Below are 18,294 nucleotides of genomic sequence, written 5' to 3'. Positions count from 1 at the left end.
ATCAGTGCCGGAATCGGTCACGCAGCTTGGAGAACAGCCCCTGCTGGAACTGCGCCAGCTGCGGGTCAGGTGCCTTCTGCTTCTTGGCGAAGTCCTCGATGAGCGCGCGCTGCGCGGAGTCGAGCTTCGTGGGTGTCACGACCTGCACCCCCACCCGAAGATCTCCGCGCTGGGTGCCCCGCAGAGGAGTGATGCCGCGACCCTTGATGGTCAGCACGTCGCCGGACTGCACGCCGGGTCGGATCTCCAGATCGACCTTGCCGTCGAGTCCGTCGATCGAGGTCTCGGTGCCGAGAATGGCATCGGCCATCGATACCTCGAGCGTTGCCAGCAGATCGTCGCCATCACGGCTGAACGCCGCGTGAGGAGAGACCGTGACCTCGATGTACAGGTCGCCGTTCGGGCCACCAGCCTGACCGACCTCGCCGGATCCGGGCAGCTGCAGACGCAGTCCCGTCTCGACGCCGGCCGGAATGTCCAGTGCAACAGTCCGACGTGAGCGCACACGCCCCTGTCCGCTGCACGTTCCGCACGGGTGCGGGATGACCGTACCGTAGCCCTGGCAGCTTCCGCACGGCGCAGAGGTGACGACATTGCCGAGCAGGCTCCGCACCTGGCGCTGCACGTGACCGGTGCCATGGCAGATGTCGCACGTGACCGGCTGCGTACCCGGCTGTGTGCACGAGCCCTGACAGGTCTCGCAGAGCACTGCGGTGTCGACCTCGATGTCACGGTGCGCACCGAAGATGACGTCGCCGAGATCGAGAGTGACACGCACGAGCGCGTCTTGGCCGCGTTCTTTGCGTGAGCGGGGGCGACCGCCGCGGCCGCCGCCCTGCGACGCGCCGAAGAACGTCTCGAAGATGTCGCCGAAGCCACCGAACCCGCCGAAGTCGCCGCCGCTTGCGCTGTCTCCGCCGCCCATGTCGTAGCGTCGTCGGGAATCGTCGTCGCTGAGTACGTCGTAGGCATGCGTGACGAGCTTGAACCGCTCGGCCGCATCATCCCCTGGATTCACATCGGGGTGCAGCTGACGTGCCAGCTTTCGGTACGCCTTCTTGATCTCGTCCGTCGATGCGTCCCGTGACACTCCGAGAACCTCATAGTGGTCCGCCACAATCACCTTCCTGCGTCTGCGTGCTGTTGTCGCGCGCCGCTCAGCGGCCCGCTTCGTCTTCGTCGAGCAGTCGCGACAGATACCGGGCAACCGCCCGTGCCGCCGCGAGATTGCTCGGATAGTCCATCCGCGTCGGCCCCATGACACCGACGCGCGCCGTTCCACCCGGTGCCAGGTAGTTGCTCGCCACGATCGATGCCTCCGGAAGCCCGAACGGCTCGTTCTCCGCGCCGATGCTGGCCGCAAGGCCGTGTTCGTCTGGCACCATCTCGCTCATCAGACGCAGCAGCGTCACCTGTTCCTCGATGGCCTCGAGGAGCGGGTGGATGCTGCCGCGGAAGTCCTGTTCCCGACGAGCGAGAGTCGCCGCCCCCGCCATGACCAGCTTCTCCTGGCGGAACTCCGCCAGTTCTTCGCCGATGATGATGGCCAGCTGCTGGAGCGCCTTGTCGGTGTTGGTGCCCGTGTTGTCACCGAGAAGCGTCTGCACTCTGTCGGTCGCCTCGCGCACCGTCTGAGCGGTGAGCAGCGCGGAAAGCCGTGCGCGCAGCACCGCCACGTCGGAGTCATCGAGATCGACAGGCAGTCCGGCGATCCGCTGCGATACGCCGCCGGCATCGGTCACGAGCACGACGAGAAGGCGATTGGGCGCAAGCGGCACCAGTTCGATGTGTGTCAGGTGGGCGCGGGCGAAAGAGGGGTACTGCGCAAGTGCGACCTGGCCGGTGAGCTGAGTGAGCACCCGCACGGTGCGAGCCATCAGGTCATCGAGATCAGCGGGCTCTGTCAGGAATGACTCGATCGCACCGCGCTGAGCACCCGAAAGCGGACGCAGCTGGGCGAGGTGGTTGACGAAGACGCGGTAGCCCTTGTCGGTGGGGACGCGACCCGATGACGTGTGCGGTGCAGCGATGAGCTCCTCGTCTTCGAGGAGCGCCATGTCATTGCGGATCGTCGCCGCCGAGACTCCGAAAGAGTGCCGATCGACGATCGACTTGCTACCGACGGGCTCATGCGTCTCGACGTAGTCCTGCACGATCGCACGGAGCACCTGAAGTCCACGTTCACTGACCATCATGCGCTCCTCTCTGCTGGCACTCACACGCTAAGAGTGCCAATTCTACCCGCTCGGCTAATCAGTCAGCTCGCGCACGACAGCATCGGCAAGCAGGCGACCCTTGAGAGTCAGCCGGATCCGCCCGGCGAAGGCGCTCGCGGCGTCGACGAGACCATCAGCGATGAGCCCTGCCACACCCGTCCGGTTGCCCTCAGGAAGGTCGGAGATCGCCATGCCATCAGAGAGCCTTGTCTCAAGAAGCACGCGTTCGAGAAGATGCGATTGCGGGTCTGGACGCTCGGTTCCTGCCGCAGGAGATTCGGATGCCGCGAGCCGCTGCGCGTACGCCGCCGGATGCTTCACGTTCCACCAGCGCAGTCCTGCGACGTGGCTGTGGGCGCCGGGGCCGAAGCCCCACCAGTCACTCCCCCGCCAGTACGCGAGGTTGTGCCGGGATCGATTGTCCGATTCGGTCCCTGAGCCCGTCGAAGGGCGCGCCCAGTTGCTCACTTCGTACCATTCGAATCCCGCATCAGCGAGCCGCGCATCGACGAGCTCGTACATATCTGCCTGGAGATCGTCGTCCGGAGCTGCGACCTCGCCGCGGCGGATCTGCCGCGCGAGCTTCGTGCCGTCTTCGATGATCAGCGCATAGGCAGAGATGTGGTCGGAGCCCAGCGCAATGGCCTCGTCGAGGGATGCTTCCCAATCGGCCAGCGACTCACCGGGTGCGCCGTAAATCAGATCGACGCTGACCGCGAGCCCGGCATCCTTCGCCGCATCCACCGCGGTGCGCACGTTCTCTGGCTGATGAGTGCGGTCAAGGGCAGCAAGCACGTGCGGAACCGCGGACTGCATTCCGATCGAGAGCCTGGTCACCCCGGCATCCACCAGGGTGCGCACCACGTCGGGCGTCACGGTGTCGGGGTTCGCTTCTACGGTCACCTCAGCGCCGTCCGCGATTCCGAACGCGGATGCTGCGGCATCCAGCATCTTCGCGAGGTCGCCGGCCGGAAGCAGCGTCGGAGTCCCCCCGCCGAAGAAGACCGTGTCCATCGGGCGCAGAGCGCCCGCCTCTGCAAGGACGCGGCGCGCCAACGAGATCTCTGCGAGGAGTGTGTCGGCGTACTCATCCTGCCGGGCGCCGCGCAGCTCACTCGACGTATAGGTGTTGAAGTCGCAGTATCCACAGCGGACGCGGCAGAACGGCACATGCAGATATGCCGAGAACGGCACGCTCAGATCAATAGGCAGATCTGCGGGCAGGCGGCCGTCGACAGGCGCTGGGTCACCGATCGGAAGAGGACCCGCCATCAGAGCGGCGTCGCATACAGCGGCGAGATCGCACGCAGGTAGCGGGCGAAGAGCTCTTTGCGGCGCCGTTTCACAAGACCAGGAATGAAGCGATAGAGCACGGACGTGGGAGCGTCGAACGCTCGCACCGTGAACCAGACCTCGTCGGTCTCCTCATGCCAGTCGATCTGGAACAGCTCCTCGCCGCTGACCACAGAGCCATCGACGGTGCCGAGCACCAGGCTGATGCACCGCGGGTCCTCGGTGACCGAGATCACGCGCAACTGCGCGTCTGCGCTCATGCCTGCGACGCGTCCGTGCAGCCGAAGAGTCATCCCGGGGCCCGCGAACGGCGTGCCCTCAGCGTCGAATCGCTGCTCGACTTCGCGCTTCACCGGCGCGACCGGGTTTCCTTCAGCATCGAAGCTGACACCGGCGTATGCCGGACCGGATGCCGGGCGCACGTCTTCGACGCTCAGCCCCGCTGCACGTTGCGCTGTCCATGACAGAAGCGAATCTCCCGCAGTGCGGAAGCGGTCCTCGCCACTGCCCAGGCGCCAGGTCTCCTCGGCCGGGATGCTTCGCTCCGGCGGATACTGCATGAGATCGGGGGCGTGGGTTGCTCCCACGGCCGCATAGTCCACCGTGCCGTCTCGGAATGTCCCGCGCCGCATGAGATCCAGACTACTTGTGTTACCTGAGGGAATCCCGCGGTCGGGATCCGTTACTTCTTGTCCTTGGTCTCGACGTCGCCGGAGAGCGCAGCGATGAACGCCTCCTGCGGAACCTCGACGCGGCCCACCATCTTCATGCGCTTCTTGCCTTCCTTCTGCTTCTCGAGCAGTTTGCGCTTACGGCTGATGTCACCGCCGTAGCACTTGGCGAGCACGTCCTTGCGCAGAGCGCGGATCGTCTCGCGGGCAATGATCCGGGCACCGATGGCCGCCTGGATCGGAACCTCGAAGTTCTGACGAGGGATGAGCTTGCGAAGCCGCTCGGTCATGAGCGTGCCGTACGCGTACGCCTTGTCGCGGTGGACGATGGCGCTGAACGCGTCGACCTTGTCACCCTGCAGCAGCACGTCGACCTTCACCAGGTCTGCGGTCTGCTGCCCTGCGGGCTCGTAGTCGAGGCTCGCGTAGCCCTGCGTCTTGGACTTGAGGTGATCGAAGAAGTCGAACACGATCTCACCGAGGGGCATCATGTAACGGAGCTCGACGCGCTCCTCGCTGAAGTACTCCATGCCCAGGAGGGCCCCGCGACGAGACTGGCACAGTTCCATCACGGTTCCGACATAGTCCTTGGGCAGCAGGATCGCTGTTTTCACCATCGGCTCAGCAACGGAGGCGACTCGCCCGTCCGGGTACTCGCTCGGGTTGGTGACGACGATGGTCTCACCGGTGTCAGTGGTGACCTCGTAGATCACGCTGGGCGCCGTGGTGATCAGGTCGAGACCGAATTCACGGCTGAGTCGTTCGGTGATGATCTCCAGGTGCAGGAGGCCCAGGAACCCGCAGCGGAATCCGAAACCGAGGGCAACCGAGGTCTCGGGCTCGTACTGCAGCGAAGCATCTGAGAGCTTGAGCTTGTCAAGCGCCTCACGCAGGTCTGCGTAGTCGCTGCCGTCGATCGGGTAGACGCCGGAGAAGACCATCGGCTTGGGGTCGGTGTAGCCGGGCAGCGCTTGTGTTGCCGGTGCGCGCGAGGTCGTGACCGTATCTCCGACCTTCGACTGGCGCACGTCCTTCACGCCGGTGATCAGGTAGCCGACCTCACCGACGCCGAGCCCCTTCGAGGGGATCGGCTCAGGACTCGACACGCCGATCTCGAGCAGCTCGTGGTTGGCATTGGTCGACATCATCTGGATCCGCTCGCGCGGCGAGAGATTGCCGTCGACCATCCGCACGTAAGTGACGACGCCGCGATAGGAGTCGTACACCGAGTCGAAGATCATAGCTCGGGCCGGGGCATCCGCGTTCCCCACCGGAGCCGGGATATCGGCGACGATGCGGTCGAGCAGCTCTTCTACGCCCTGCCCGGTCTTTCCGGACACGCGCAGCACGTCTTCGGGCTTGCCCCCGATGAGGTCGGCAAGCTCCTTGGCGAATCGATCGGGGTCTGCCGCGGGGAGGTCGATCTTGTTCAGCACCGGAATGATGTGCAGATCGTTCTCGAGCGCGAGGTAGAGGTTCGCCAGCGTCTGCGCTTCGATGCCCTGCGCAGCGTCGACCAGCAGAATGGCACCCTCACAGGCCGCAAGAGAACGCGAAACCTCGTAGGTGAAGTCGACGTGACCGGGCGTATCGATCATGTTCAGCGCGACGGTCTCGTCCTGCCCTGCCCACGGCATCCGCACTGCCTGGCTCTTGATCGTGATGCCCCGCTCGCGCTCGATATCCATACGGTCGAGATACTGCGCGCGCATGTCGCGATCCGACACCACACCGGTGATCTGGAGCATGCGGTCCGCGAGGGTCGACTTTCCGTGATCGATGTGAGCGATGATGCAGAAGTTTCGGATCTGCGAGGGCGGCGTCGCGGCAGGCGAGAGCGGAGTGAGAGCGCGTGGTGACATGTCTTCGACAGTCTACGTGAGGGGCTCAGGATGCTCGATTCGCGCGCTCGAGATGTCCGTTTCAGTGATAGCGGTGATATTCTCGCGAGGTTGCCCTGTACAGCTTGATGACATCGAGTTTCAGCTGCAGCCCGACTCCGTGCCAGTCGCATAGGATCGGTCGCACAATCGAGTCTGAGGTGTTTGAATACATCCGACTCAGCGTTGCGTCGGTCGATCCCGAGCGCGCCTGCAAAGAGAAAGACACCATCTTGATCAAGTATCTCCTGCGCCGCACCCTCGGCTGGCTGATGATGATCGTGATCGCCACAAACATCACGTTCTTCCTCGCCTGGGGCTTCCTCAACCCGAGGAACAATTTCGTCGGTCGACGACCTCCGCTCAGTGAAGAGCAGATCGTCAACCTCCTCGAACCACGCAACCTCAGCGACACCGTGCCGATCTGGGAGAGGTGGTGGAACTGGTTCAGCTCGATCCTGTTCCGCTGGGACTGGGGCGTGAGCCCCACCGGAGGATCAGTCAACGAGCAGATCGGCTACCGCATGTGGGTCAGCGCCGAGCTGGTGCTGGGAGCCACGATCCTCATGACCGTGCTCGGCATCGGACTGGGCGTGTACACCGCATCGCGTCAGTACAAGCTCGCGGACCGCATCGGCCAGGCGACCTCGATCATCACGATGAACATCAACATCATCGTGGCGGCCCTCGGTATCGTGCTGCTGGCGATCGGCCTGAACAACCTCGTCGGCACGCGCATCTTCTACGTCACGGGAGCCGCCAGCAAGGGCGTCGAAGGCTTCTTCCCCGTGCTGATAGACAAACTCCAACACCTGACTCTGCCCACGATCGCGCTGGTGATCGTCGGATACGCCGGCACGCACTTCCTGCAGCGTTCACTGCTGCTCGACAACATCAACGCCGACTACGTGCGCACCGCTCGCGCCAAGGGCCTCACCAAGCAGCAGGCCATTCGCAAGCACGCGCTGCGCACCTCACTCATCCCCGTCGCGACCCAGGTCGCCTTCAGCATCCCCGGAGTGTTCACCGGCGCGATCCTGACCGAGATCATCTTCGCCTGGAACGGTATGGGCAAGTACTTCCTCGAGACCATCAACAAGAGCGACATCAACGGCGTCGTCGCCACGGCGGCCTTCGCCGGACTCCTCACCGCGATCGGGGCGATCCTCTCTGATGTCGCGGTCGTCGCCCTCGACCCGAGAGTGCGGGTGAGCTGACCATGAGCGAAATGATCGACCCCACAGTGCACGCCCCCACCGATTCGGTGCTCGCTGAGACCACCAGCAAACCCATGTCGAAATGGACGCTCTACTCGCGGCGCTTCATGCGCAACAAGCCCGCCGTTGCCGGCATCGTGATCTTCGTCCTGCTCGTGCTGTTCGCGATCATCGGACCGCTGATCGGGCGTTACGATCACGTCGAGCTCGACTTCCTGAATCTCGGCACCGGCCCATCGGCCGACCACTGGTTCGGAACGACAGCAGCAGGCAACGACACGTTCGCCCAGGTGGCACTCGGCACCCAGCGTTCGCTGATGATCGCCGTGACTGTCTCGGTCGGAGTCACGATCCTCTCGGCCATCGTCGGCACGGCAGCTGCCTACTTCGGCGGTTGGACCGAAAAGATCACCCTCACCGTCATCCACTTCATGATGGTGATCCCCAGCTTCCTCATCCTTTCGCTGATGTCGAACCGCGCAGGCGGAAACTGGCTGGTCATCTCGTTGATCATGGTGTTCATCGTCGGCTGGTACTTCCCGGCTCGCGTGGTCTGGACAACGGCCCTTTCGCTGCGTGAGCGTGAGTACGTGCATGCAGCGCGCTACATGGGCGTGTCCGGAATGCGCATCGTGATGCGCCATCTGCTGCCCAACATCGGCTCTCTCCTGGTGATCAACTTCACGCTCGGAATCGTCAGCGCGGTCATGGCTGAGACCGGCCTCTCGTTCATCGGCTTCGGCGTGAAGATTCCCGATGTCTCACTCGGATCCCTCATCGGCACCGGCGCCAACACCATCACCAGCGCACCGTGGCTGTTCTACTTCCCCGCGGCGGCACTGACGCTGCTCACCGTCTCGATGGCCTTGGTCTCGGACGGTCTGCGCGATGCCCTCGATCCGACTTCGGCAGCAGGAGGCCGCGCATGAGCGCCATCATCTCGGTCCGCGACCTCAAGGTCAGCTTCGCCTCAGAAGCAGGACGCGTGGATGCCGTCCGCGGCGTCTCCTTCGATCTGGAAGCCGGCAAGACGCTCGGCATCGTCGGTGAATCCGGCTCCGGAAAGTCGGTCACCTCGCTCGCGATCATGGGGCTTCTCGATGAGAACGCCAAGGTCACCGGATCCATCATGTACGACGGGCAGGAGCTGCTCGGCAAGACCGACAAGCAGATGTCCGTCATTCGCGGCAACGGTCTGGCGATGATCTTCCAGGATCCGCTGACCTCGCTGACCCCGGTGTTCACGATCGGCGACCAGCTGATCGAGGCGCTGACGGTGCACCGTGGCCTGTCCAAGAAGCAGGCGTGGGATCGCTCGGTCGAGCTGCTGCGTCTGGTCGGCATCCCCCAGCCGGAGAAGCGCATGAAGGGCTTCCCGCACGAGTTCTCCGGCGGCATGCGCCAGCGCGTGGTGATCGCCATCGCGATGGCGAACAACCCGAAGCTCATCATCGCCGACGAGCCGACGACTGCTCTGGATGTCACCATCCAGGCGCAGATCCTCGATCTGATCGAGAAGGCCCAGGATGAGACGGGCGCTGCCACGATCATGATCACGCACGACATGGGCGTTGTGGCGCGCATGGCCGATGACGTCATGGTGATGTATGCGGGCAAGCCGATCGAGCATGCCCCTGTCGGCGAGCTCTTCCACCACACGCGGATGCCGTACTCGATCGGACTTCTCGGTGCGATCCCGCGCGTGGACAAGGCCGAGAAGGAACCTCTCGTTCCGATCAAGGGAAACCCTCCCCTGCTGATCAATCTGCCAGACGCCTGCCCATTTGCCGATCGCTGCCCGATCGCGATCAGTGCGTGCCGTGACGGCGAGCCCGCACTGCTGCCCGTGGCCACCGGCACCGGGGCGTCGCACCAGGTCGCCTGCATCCGTGCGAACGAGATCGAAGACGGCGGGCTCATCGGCGGCCTTCCTGTCTATCCCGTCCGCGAGGTTCCCGAGAGCGTTCTGACGCGCACACCGCGTGAAGAGCGCCCTGTCACTCTCGAGGTGCGCAACCTGAACAAGACGTTCTCGCTGATGAAGGGCGCGTTCCTCAAGCGCAGGGTCGGCGAAGTCCATGCCGTCAAGAACGTCACGTTCGACGTGCGCGAGGGCGAGACGATGGCCATCGTCGGCGAATCCGGTTCCGGAAAGACCACGACGCTGCTGCAGATCATGGACCTGGTCAAGCAGCAAGACGGCGACATCGTCATCAACGGCATCAGTGTCAACGACATCACCAGCCGCAAGATCGAGCGACAGGTACGTCGCGACATCCAGATCGTCTTCCAGGACCCGATGGGCGCGCTCGACCCGCGCATGACGGTCGCGGACGTCATCGCCGAACCGCTGCGCGCCATCGGAACGCCGAAGGACGAAGTGCACCGCCGCGTCAAGGAGCTGATGGACATCGTCGGGCTGAACCCCGCACACGTCGACCGCTTCCCCGGCGCGTTCTCGGGTGGCCAGCGACAGCGCATCGGCATCGCCCGTGCACTGTCGACCAACCCGAAGATCATCGTGCTCGATGAGCCGGTCTCCGCGCTCGACGTGTCGATCCAGGCCGGCGTCATCAACCTGCTCGACGAGCTGAAGGTGAAGCTCGGCTTGTCGTACCTGTTCGTGGCGCACGATCTCTCGGTCATCCGGCACATCGCCGATCGCGTCGCGGTCATGTATCTCGGCGATTTCGTCGAGCACGGTGATGTGCAGGAGATCTTCGAGAACCCGAAGCATCCCTACACGAAGGCGCTGCTCTCGGCGATTCCCGTACCAGATCCTGACATCGAACGCAGCCGCGAGCGGCTCATCTTCAACCCCGAGACCATGCAGGCGGAGCCTGTCGTCCGTTGAAGTGTTAACGGCCGGTAACGCTCGGTCACCGTCCGATAACAGTTAAGGACGATTCACTGTGCTCACAGTGAATTCGGCCACCGTGCGAACTATTCTCGCCTTATGACACGCCGAAAGGCGAAAGGAGCACCATGAAGCAGCACAAGCTGATGGGGGCGCTCGCGTTCAGCGGAGCCCTCGCACTCGCCCTTGCGGGCTGTGCAGCTGACACCGGCAATAACGGTGACAGCGGTAACACGCCCGTCGAGACGAAAGCCTCGGACTACAACCCGCAGCCTCGCGAGAACCTGAAGACCGGCGGCGAAGCCCGCTTCGCAGCCAACGAGATCCCAGAGCAGCTCAACGCCTTCAACGGAGACGGTTCTGCCGACACCGCCCGCATCGCCGCGTGGTACATGCCGCAGATCATGCTGCAGAAGGACGATGGCACGCCGTACAAGAACGACGCGTACCTCGACGAGTGGAAGATCGACACGGTCGACGGCAACACCCAGATCACCTTCACCTTCACAGATGAAGCGCACTGGAACGACGGCTCCCAGATGGACTGGACCGCCATCGACGCGACGTGGAAGGCCAACAACGGCACGAACGAAGAGTTCAACCCGAACGCAACCGATGGCTACAAGAACATCGCCTCGGTTGAGCAGGGCGACACCGCGAAGACCGCGATCGTCACGTTCGACGGCGAGTTCGCCTGGCCGGAGATGCCGTTCCTCACGGGCATCATCCACCCCGCGCTGAACGACCCGGCGACCTTCAACGAGGCCATGATCGGTGACCCGCACGCTGAGTGGGGCGCAGGCCCGTACACGATCGACGAGTTCGACGCCAACGCAGGCTACGTCTCGTTCGTGCCCAACCCCGAGTGGTGGGGCAACGAGCCGCTGCTCGACAAGGTCTCCTTCACCGCACTCGAGGCTTCGGCTGCTATGAACGCGTTCAAGGCTGACGAGATCGACATGGTCGGTGTCGGCACCAAGGACCGCATGGAGCAGGTCAAGGACATGAAGGACATCACGATCTACCGCTCCACGCAGACCGCGAGCACCCTGCTCGAGGTCGACGCTGACAAGCCGCAGTTCGAGGATGTCAAGGTCCGCGAGGCGTTCTTCAAGGCTGTCAACATCGACCAGCAGAAGGAGATCGCCTGGAACGGTCTGGACTACGAAGAGGCGCCTGCCGGCTCCCTCACGCTGTTCCCGTTCCAGCCCGGCTACGAGGACGCACTGTCCGAGGCCGGCTGGAAGTTCGACCCGGATGCCGCCAAGAAGCTTCTTGACGACGCTGGCTGGGTCGAGGGCGAAGACGGCATCCGCGAGAAGGACGGCGAGAAGCTGTCTGTCGTGTACCCCATCTTCAGCGATGACCCGACGATCCAGGCGCTTGCGAAGGCTCTGCAGGCACAGGAGAAGGCTGTCGGCATCGACGTTCAGATCGACGTTCGCCCGTCGACTGACTTCTCGAACGACTACACCTCGAAGAACTGGGACATCGCGTCCCTGCGCTTCACCTCGTCCGACCCGTTCGGTGCCGCCTGGTTCTGCCAGCTTTACTGCATGGACATGGGCCTGAACCTCTCTGGCGTCCAGACGCCTGAGATGGACAAGCGCATCCACGACGAGGTCGAGTCGCTGACGACCGCTGACGAGCAGACGGCCGCGGCCATGAAGCTCGAAGCAGAGATCTTCCAGGAGTGGGGCCTCATCCCGCTCTACAACGGTCCGTCGATCTCGGCTGTCAAGACCGGTCTTGCCAACCTCACCCCTGAGCCCTACGTGGGCCTGGACGGCTTCGGCGTCCAGCCCGTTGAGGACATGGGCTGGGAGAAGTAATTCCCTGACTGCTCCCTGAGCTCGTCGAAGGGTCAGTTGCGAAGCGGGGTCGGTGGTTCATCCACCGGCCCCGCTTTTTCGTATGCTGGAGCCGTGAGTATCCAGGTCGTCCTCGTCCACGGCATCCGCACATCTCGCACGATGTGGCGTTCACAACTCGAGCATCTTGCCGAGCGCGACATCTCTGCCGTCGCGGTTGACCTGCCGGGTCATGGATCACGCATGGCGGAGCCCTTCACCATCGACGGCGCGTTCGCGACCGTCCACGAGGCCGTTCAGGATGCCGCGGCCAGAGGCCCCGTGCTCCTCGTCGGCCATTCCATGGGTGGCCTGGTCTCGGTCGCCTACGCGGGATCCGAAGCTGCTCCCCCCATCGCCGGTTTCATCGGCGCATCGTGCACGGCGTTCCCCCGCGGCGCGGCTCTTGCGACGTATCGCACGTTCGCGCGAACCTTCAATGCCCTGCCCGATCAGGGCATGTGGCTGACCAACCGCGTGCTCGCAGCTACTCTCCCCGATGACACCCGACCGGACTTCGGCGCCGGCGGCTATGCGCTCGATGCGCAGGACATCGCCCTCGCGAGCCTCGGTGCACTTGATCTTGCCGCCGACCTGCAACGCCTGCACATGCCGCTGTGGTGGATCAATGGCCAGTTCGATCAGCTGCGGATGCAGGAGCGACTCTTCCAGCGGCTCACTCCGCAGTCCGAACTCATCGTCGTGCCGCGGACCTCGCACCTGGTGACTGCGATGCGACCACGGGTCTTCAACGCGCTGCTGGATCTGGCTGTGGCAACTCTTCAGCACCAGGCGACGCGGTCGCCGGGTGCACAGCGATCGTCATGATGCCGCCGAGGACCGACAGCACTCCCGCAGTGAGGAAGAGCAGCCAGAATCCACCCACCAGGGCCACAAGCGCAGCGCCCAGCAGCGGCCCCAACAGCTGACCGAGGTTCGCTGAGACATTCACCACACCCAGATCACGTGCGTGGTGCTCTGGGCGCGGAAGCAGATCGGTGGCAAGCGCGAGGCTCACGGCCATGTACGCGCCGTATCCGACGCCCATGACGCCGGCGGCGATCGCGGTGCCGATGAAGGTGGGCGAGATCAGGATCATCACCGCCGAGAGTGCTTGCACGAGCGCCGCGATGATCACGATGGACTTCCGCTTTCCCGTGCGGTCGGAGATCGATCCGGCGATGATGGATGCCGCGACGACGAAGACCGTATAGATCACGATGAGCACCAGAAGGTCGTCCTCTGCGCGGTCAGCGGGCGATCCGACGCCGTACAGCAGGAAGAACAGCAGCAGTGCGGTGCCCAGCGCGTTTCCGAGATTCACGGTGAGACGACTGGCGAGCACCCACCCGAAGTTGCGGTCCTGCAGTGCACCGAGTCGCTCGCGGAACGTCTGCTGGGCTGAGGGCGTGATGGTGTGGACGGACTTCGGATCGGGCAGCAGCAGTGCCGTTCCGATGCCGACGATGAGGATGAATCCGGCCAGCGCGACGTAACTCGCCCCGATGCCCAGACCCAGCAGCACCACCGCGCCGACTCCGACGACGATTCCGACCGCCTGCGCGGAGCTCACCAGGGCCGATGCTGCGCCGCGCTGCGCGAAGATCTGGTCGGCGATCATGGCGGTCAGCGACGCGGAGACCACCGCCACGCCGATCGAGACGCCGACCCAGGCTGCGCCGACGGCAACCGGGTCGGTTGCGGAACCGGTCAGGAGCAAGGATGCCGATGTCAGCAGCGACCCGCCGATCGTCCAGGGCCGACGTCGCCCCCACCTGGAGCGCGTGCGGTCAGAGAGCGCCCCCGCCAGCGGCCCCGCGATCACACCTGCCAGTCCGCCGATCGAGAGAATGAGTCCCGACCAGATGACGCCGGTGATCCAGTCTGAAGGCCCGCCGGGTGTGTCCAGTTGCAGCGGCAGGAGCAGCTGGACAGGGGTCAGCTGAACCGTCCACACCGCCAGCCATGCCAGGCCGAACAGCGTCATCCACGCGCCACCGACTCTGCCGCTTCGAGGCGAGCGGCCTTGTCGTGCGGGCACGCCGCTCATCGCGTGCCTGCGATGAGCGCGCGGTACCACTCGAACGAGGCCTTGGGCGTGCGCACCGACGTCTCCTGATCGACGTGCACGAGACCGAAGCGCTGGGTGAAGCCCTCGGCCCATTCGAAGTTGTCGAGCAGGCTCCACACGGTGTACTCCTCGATGTCGACGCCCTGCGCGACAGCATCCGCCACCGCACTGATGTGGCCCGCCGCATAGGAGACCCGGTCGGTATCGTCGATACGCGAATCGGTCTTGTCGGGTTCGGGAAATGACGCGCCGTTCTCCCCGATGATGATCGGCGGCAGCGCGTCGCCGTAGCGCTTCTTCGCGTCGACGAGGAATGCGGTGAGCGCTGCGGGCTCGATCGGCCACAGCTCACCGAATCCGGTGTGCTTCGCACCAGGAGTGGGCACCTGAACGAACGGGACGGGCGCGCCCTCGGGAGCTGCCGCGATCGTCGTCGGATTGTAGAAATTCACGCCATAGAAATCGGATGCCGCGGCGATCGCCTGCATATCGCCGTCCTGAACCGGCATCTCCGCCCCGAAGGGCGAAAGGTCCGGATAGCTTCCGGTGAGTACGGGATCCGCAAAGAGTCTGTTGTGGATGAGGTCGTACAGATGAGCGGCAGTGCGATCAGCATCCGTATCGGCTGCGGGCCTGACCCAGGTGTGGTTGTTCACGATGCCGACGCTCTGTGCACCGTTCGCCCGCAGCGCGGCGACGGCACGACCGTGCGCGAGCAGTTGGTGGTGAACGGTAGGAAGGCAGCCGAACAGCAGCTGCCTGCCCGGGGCGAGCTCGCCGATCGCATACCCCTGTAGTGAGGTCGAGACCGGTTCGTTGATCGTGTACCAGTTCTTGACCCGATCGCCCAGAGCCTGCGCGACGATCGTGCTGTACTCCCCGAAGCGCTCTGCGGTATCGCGGGCGAGCCATCCGCCTTCCGCCTCGAGCATGGAGGGCAGATCCCAGTGATAGAGCGTCGGGAATGGCGTGATGCCGGCCTCGAGCAGGCCGTCGACGAGTCGGTCGTAGTAGGCGATTCCTGCTGTGGATGCCGCGCCCACCCCGTCCGGCTGCACACGCACCCACGAGATCGAGAAGCGGTACCGGTCGACGCCGAGAGTGCGGAGCAGGGCAATGTCCTCGGCCGCCCGGTGGTAGCTCTCGGGCCCGGGCTCTGCAGTGGATCCATCGAGTACGCGCCCCGGTGTGTCGACGAAGTCGTCCCAGATCGATCTTCCGCGTCCGTCAGCGGTTCGGGCTCCTTCCACTTGAAAAGCCGCTGTCGCTGCAGACCAGCGGATTCCCGCAGGTACGTGGAAGGTCGGAATCGACGCATCCGTCATACAGAGCTCCTTTGCTCGGGTATGCCCAGCTTGCCGCATCCGAATCACTCAGCGCGAGAGGAGGGCAAAGGAAAGTCCTCAGACCTGATAGACTTGATTCTTGGCTTGCGTGTGGGTTTATCCCTCACGACCGTCGGACAGCAGCCCTCTTCCTGCTTACGACACACTCCATCCATCCCTGAACGAAAGTTTCCACGCGTGGCAAACATCAAGTCGCAGATCAAGCGCATCAAGACCAACGAGAAGGCGACCCTGCGCAACAAGGCCGTCAAGTCCGAGCTCAAGACTCACGTCCGCAAGACCCGCGAGGCCATCGCCTCCGGTGACAAGGCTGTCGCATCGGCAACCCTGCGCGTGGCGTCGACGAAGCTCGACAAGGCCGTCAGCAAGGGCGTCATCCACGAGAACCAGGCCGCGAACCGCAAGTCTTCGCTTGCCAAGCAGGTTGCTGCTCTCTGAGCTCAGTTCTCACACTGAATTTCGAAGGCCCGTTCCCTCAGGGAACGGGCCTTCGGCGTTCTCGTGGAGAAAGTGCTATTCACCGAACGGCGTGCGAGTGGCGATGACAGCGACCATCCGCTCCAGCGCGAAGATCGGATCGCGAGCCGCGCCCTTCACCTCGGCATCGGCTCTGGCCGTCGCCTGAATCGCCAGACCCAGCGATCGTTCGTTCCACCCGCTCAGATCGCGACGCGCGCGGTCGACCTGCCAGTCCTTCATGCCGAGCCGCTGGGCGAGACTGCGGCTGGGTTCGCGCTGACCGGCCACCCGGGCCATCGTGCGCAGCTTCATGGCGAAAGCTGCGACCATGGGCACCGGATCAGCACCGGAGTCGAGTGCGTGCCGCAGCGCCACGAGCGCCTCACCATAGCGACCGGCGATCGCGGTGTCGGCGACGACGAAGGCCGAGACTTCGACACGGCCGCCGTAGTACTTGTTGACCGTTTCTTCGCTGATGTCGCCATCGACGTCGCGGAGCAGCTGCTGGCATGCCGAGGCGAGTTCGGTGAGATCGTCGGCGAAGGCCGAGACGAGTGCTCGGAGGGCGTTGGGGGCGATTCTGCGGCGAGCGATCTTGAACTCGCCAGCGGCGAAGTCGACCCGGTCACTATCGCGTTTGATCGTCGGGCACGCGATCTCGATACCGCCGCCGGAGCCGCCCCGCAGGGCGTCGAGCAGCTTCTTACCGCGTACGCTCGCTCCGGTGTGGCGGAGGATAACGGTCGCACCCTCCTGCGGATGCTCGAGATAGGCGACAGCCTCTTGGATGAAGGCATCCGTGCATTTCTCGACGCCGGAGACGCGCACGAGCCGCGGTTCGCCGAACAGTGATGGCGAGGTGAGTGCAAGCAGTGTTCCGGGAGCATAATCGTCAGCGCGAACGTCACTGACTTCGAGCGCCGGATCTTCGGCCCGCAGATAGTCGCGGATTCCCGCGATCGCGCGCTCAGCGCAGACTTCTTCTGGGCCCGAGACGAGGACGACAGGAGCAGGTCGGGGCTCACGCCAGGACACCTGCGCGACCTTCGTCGCCTTCGCGCCGCCACGGGCTGAGGAACGAGGTGCGGCCATGGATAAGAGCCTACTCGGCGTCGCCGACATCGACCGCAGCAGCGTCCGCACGGCCAGTCAGCGACGCGAGAGAAAGCCCTCCCATTTCGCATGAAGGTCGGGCGCCCAAAGTACACTCGCGTTCACGAGGCGAGTGAACTCATCGAAACGATCCGCCGGAATCATCGCGAAAAGCTCGTCCTCAAGTGCATTTGAGTTGGTTAGGGTCTCCATGTGCGCGAGGCTTGTGTGCAGGTTGTAGAGGGCCTCCAGGCGTTCGACAACCGCGCTCTGCGCGGCATTCTCAGGGTCCGGAGTTGCTCGTGCTGTGTCATCTGCTTCAGCGCCCGGGTAGAGCGAGTCCTCGAGATACGCCGCGAGTTCTTCGCGGCCGAATGGATCACGTTGTTCCACCGTCCGAGTCGTCGAAGTGCTGGCGGTCACGGGCTCGACCCACGCAACACCTTTTGCTGTTGTCCATCGGCTCCCGGACCCATGTTGCTCTACAACCACGGCGCGCCGAGCGTCAGAAATTGCAGCGAAAAGGTCGGCAAGTGTCAGTCTGAACTGGCTGAGCGAGCGGCCGAACTCAGTGCGAGCCAGTGCGTACATGTCCGTTCCCGACATTGGCACGTAGTTGCTCATTTCGCGATGACGCGCCGCGCGGTTCCACTTCCAGTTCTCAAAGTCGTCAGACACGAGATCAGGCAGGTTTTCGATGAGCCGCATGAGCAACACCTCGATGGGTTTGTTCACCGCCGGTACAGCCTCGTCGCTACTGGGATCCCGGCCCTCCCGAACATCATTGTCGTAACGCAGGTACAGGTCGGCTGCGCTCGACAGCCACGCAGCCTGCTCGGCAAGCCGCTTGACTGGATCCTTCTCAAAGCCGAAATGGGCAACGCTCGGCTGCGGCTCGAGATCACGCTCCGGAATCAGGAATTCGGTGTACATCAGTAGCTCCACCAACTGGTCAAGGTGGGCGGTTGATTGCTCCACCTCGGCCGCTCGCTGCGCCTGACTATTGATATCGCCCTGGTTCGCTCGCTCCTGAAATCGCCAGTCTGTGTACGCCGCAATGTCTCCGGCGAGCAAGAGAATCTCCTTCGCTTGAGCGACGAGCTCGTCAAACCTTCCGCGCTCGTATTGCTCAAGAGCGCGCGCCGCGTCACCGTCGCTCAATTGCTTTGTCTGCGAGAGCGAAAGTCGCGAGACCCAAAGCCCGACGAGAACCGCAACGCTCGCGATGACGATGCCGATTCCGGTAAGCAAATTGGCGATCTGTGTCTCACTCATGGAGTTCCCCCGTTTCTGCGACTTTTCGCAATCCGTAAGCTGACCGTACTTCATGACGACGTTGTGG

Annotated in this window: 15 protein-coding genes; 6 read left to right on the top strand and 9 right to left on the bottom strand. The window is 63.9% G+C overall.

Going from position 1 to position 18,294, the window contains the following annotated elements:
* Position 1: 1 nt before the first annotated feature.
* From dnaJ to lepA, 5 genes are read right to left on the bottom strand one after another with little or no spacing between them, the layout of a single operon-like run.
* Complete coding sequence (gene dnaJ, locus ACN0RC_RS10570) at positions 2-1,117, bottom strand: molecular chaperone DnaJ (RefSeq protein WP_417511478.1); 1,116 nt, start codon at positions 1,115-1,117, stop codon at positions 2-4.
* A gap of 40 nt (positions 1,118-1,157) precedes the next feature.
* Entirely contained in the window at positions 1,158-2,192 is a 1,035-nt protein-coding gene (hrcA, locus tag ACN0RC_RS10565) for a heat-inducible transcriptional repressor HrcA (RefSeq protein WP_417511690.1), read from the bottom strand.
* Positions 2,193-2,249: 57 nt separating this feature from the next.
* Positions 2,250-3,488 (bottom strand): radical SAM family heme chaperone HemW, encoded by a 1,239-nt coding sequence (gene hemW / locus ACN0RC_RS10560; protein WP_417511476.1) that lies wholly within the window; start codon positions 3,486-3,488, stop codon positions 2,250-2,252.
* Positions 3,488-4,141 carry a DUF1990 family protein gene (locus ACN0RC_RS10555; RefSeq protein WP_417511475.1) on the bottom strand — a complete coding sequence of 218 codons (654 nt, stop codon included), beginning with the start codon at positions 4,139-4,141 and terminating at the stop codon, positions 3,488-3,490. The genes hemW and ACN0RC_RS10555 overlap by 1 nt, the downstream gene beginning before the upstream one ends.
* Positions 4,142-4,191: 50 nt before the next feature.
* The gene (gene lepA, locus ACN0RC_RS10550) at positions 4,192-6,042 is read right to left on the bottom strand and encodes a translation elongation factor 4 (protein WP_417511474.1); all 1,851 of its coding nucleotides are present in this window, start codon (positions 6,040-6,042) and stop codon (positions 4,192-4,194) included.
* Between the two features lie 179 nt (positions 6,043-6,221).
* On the opposite strand from lepA, the gene ACN0RC_RS10545 reads away from it, so the two are divergent.
* The 5 genes from ACN0RC_RS10545 (at position 6,222) to ACN0RC_RS10525 (ending at position 12,812) form a co-directional block, all read left to right on the top strand.
* On the top strand, positions 6,222-7,277 hold the full coding sequence (locus ACN0RC_RS10545) for an ABC transporter permease (protein ID WP_417511472.1): 1,056 nt from the start codon (positions 6,222-6,224) through the stop codon (positions 7,275-7,277).
* Between the two features lie 2 nt (positions 7,278-7,279).
* Positions 7,280-8,206 (top strand): ABC transporter permease, encoded by a 927-nt coding sequence (locus tag ACN0RC_RS10540; RefSeq protein WP_417511470.1) that lies wholly within the window; start codon positions 7,280-7,282, stop codon positions 8,204-8,206.
* Complete coding sequence (locus ACN0RC_RS10535) at positions 8,203-10,131, top strand: dipeptide ABC transporter ATP-binding protein (protein WP_417511468.1); 1,929 nt, start codon at positions 8,203-8,205, stop codon at positions 10,129-10,131. The genes ACN0RC_RS10540 and ACN0RC_RS10535 overlap by 4 nt, the downstream gene beginning before the upstream one ends.
* Positions 10,132-10,262: 131 nt before the next feature.
* On the top strand, positions 10,263-11,966 hold the full coding sequence (locus tag ACN0RC_RS10530; RefSeq protein ID WP_417511466.1) for an ABC transporter family substrate-binding protein: 1,704 nt from the start codon (positions 10,263-10,265) through the stop codon (positions 11,964-11,966).
* A gap of 93 nt (positions 11,967-12,059) precedes the next feature.
* A complete protein-coding gene (locus tag ACN0RC_RS10525) occupies positions 12,060-12,812 on the top strand; it encodes an alpha/beta fold hydrolase (RefSeq protein WP_417511464.1) in 753 nt (250 codons plus the stop codon).
* Here the strand turns inward: ACN0RC_RS10525 and ACN0RC_RS10520 are convergent.
* Both ACN0RC_RS10520 and ACN0RC_RS10515 read right to left on the bottom strand, forming a co-directional pair.
* A complete protein-coding gene (locus ACN0RC_RS10520) occupies positions 12,733-14,025 on the bottom strand; it encodes an MFS transporter (RefSeq protein WP_417511462.1) in 1,293 nt (430 codons plus the stop codon). The two genes, ACN0RC_RS10525 and ACN0RC_RS10520, sit on opposite strands and share 80 nt — an antisense overlap.
* A 5-nt stretch (positions 14,026-14,030) precedes the next feature.
* Positions 14,031-15,380 carry a GH1 family beta-glucosidase gene (locus tag ACN0RC_RS10515; RefSeq protein ID WP_417511460.1) on the bottom strand — a complete coding sequence of 450 codons (1,350 nt, stop codon included), beginning with the start codon at positions 15,378-15,380 and terminating at the stop codon, positions 14,031-14,033.
* A 198-nt stretch (positions 15,381-15,578) separates the two neighbouring features.
* On the opposite strand from ACN0RC_RS10515, the gene rpsT reads away from it, so the two are divergent.
* The gene (rpsT, locus tag ACN0RC_RS10510) at positions 15,579-15,839 is read left to right on the top strand and encodes a 30S ribosomal protein S20 (protein ID WP_417511458.1); all 261 of its coding nucleotides are present in this window, start codon (positions 15,579-15,581) and stop codon (positions 15,837-15,839) included.
* Positions 15,840-15,914: 75 nt separating this feature from the next.
* Here the strand turns inward: rpsT and holA are convergent, their stop codons facing one another.
* Together holA and ACN0RC_RS10500 are read right to left on the bottom strand one after the other, a co-directional pair.
* On the bottom strand, positions 15,915-16,952 hold the full coding sequence (holA, locus tag ACN0RC_RS10505; RefSeq protein WP_417511456.1) for a DNA polymerase III subunit delta: 1,038 nt from the start codon (positions 16,950-16,952) through the stop codon (positions 15,915-15,917).
* Between the two features lie 57 nt (positions 16,953-17,009).
* A complete protein-coding gene (locus ACN0RC_RS10500) occupies positions 17,010-18,227 on the bottom strand; it encodes a hypothetical protein (protein WP_417511454.1) in 1,218 nt (405 codons plus the stop codon).
* Positions 18,228-18,294: the final 67 nt, after the last annotated feature.

This window comes from Microbacterium sp. (assembly GCF_048259935.1).
In the GTDB taxonomy this organism is placed as follows: Bacteria; Actinomycetota; Actinomycetes; order Actinomycetales; family Microbacteriaceae; genus Microbacterium.
Note: the sequence above shows the minus strand (reverse complement) of the source record. Positions and strands in the feature narration are given on the sequence as shown.

Excerpts from the sequence above, each read along its gene's own strand:
- hemW (WP_417511476.1), bottom strand. The coding sequence starts at position 3,488 with ATGGCGGGTCCTCTTCCGATCGGTGACCCAGCGCCTGTCGACGGCCGC.
- ACN0RC_RS10530 (WP_417511466.1), top strand. The coding sequence starts at position 10,263 with ATGAAGCAGCACAAGCTGATGGGGGCGCTCGCGTTCAGCGGAGCCCTC.
- ACN0RC_RS10555 (WP_417511475.1), bottom strand. The coding sequence starts at position 4,141 with ATGCGGCGCGGGACATTCCGAGACGGCACGGTGGACTATGCGGCCGTG.
- hrcA (WP_417511690.1), bottom strand. The coding sequence starts at position 2,192 with ATGGTCAGTGAACGTGGACTTCAGGTGCTCCGTGCGATCGTGCAGGAC.
- ACN0RC_RS10540 (WP_417511470.1), top strand. The coding sequence starts at position 7,280 with ATGAGCGAAATGATCGACCCCACAGTGCACGCCCCCACCGATTCGGTG.
- ACN0RC_RS10515 (WP_417511460.1), bottom strand. The coding sequence starts at position 15,380 with ATGACGGATGCGTCGATTCCGACCTTCCACGTACCTGCGGGAATCCGC.
- ACN0RC_RS10500 (WP_417511454.1), bottom strand. The coding sequence starts at position 18,227 with ATGAGTGAGACACAGATCGCCAATTTGCTTACCGGAATCGGCATCGTC.
- lepA (WP_417511474.1), bottom strand. The coding sequence starts at position 6,042 with ATGTCACCACGCGCTCTCACTCCGCTCTCGCCTGCCGCGACGCCGCCC.
- ACN0RC_RS10535 (WP_417511468.1), top strand. The coding sequence starts at position 8,203 with ATGAGCGCCATCATCTCGGTCCGCGACCTCAAGGTCAGCTTCGCCTCA.
- holA (WP_417511456.1), bottom strand. The coding sequence starts at position 16,952 with ATGGCCGCACCTCGTTCCTCAGCCCGTGGCGGCGCGAAGGCGACGAAG.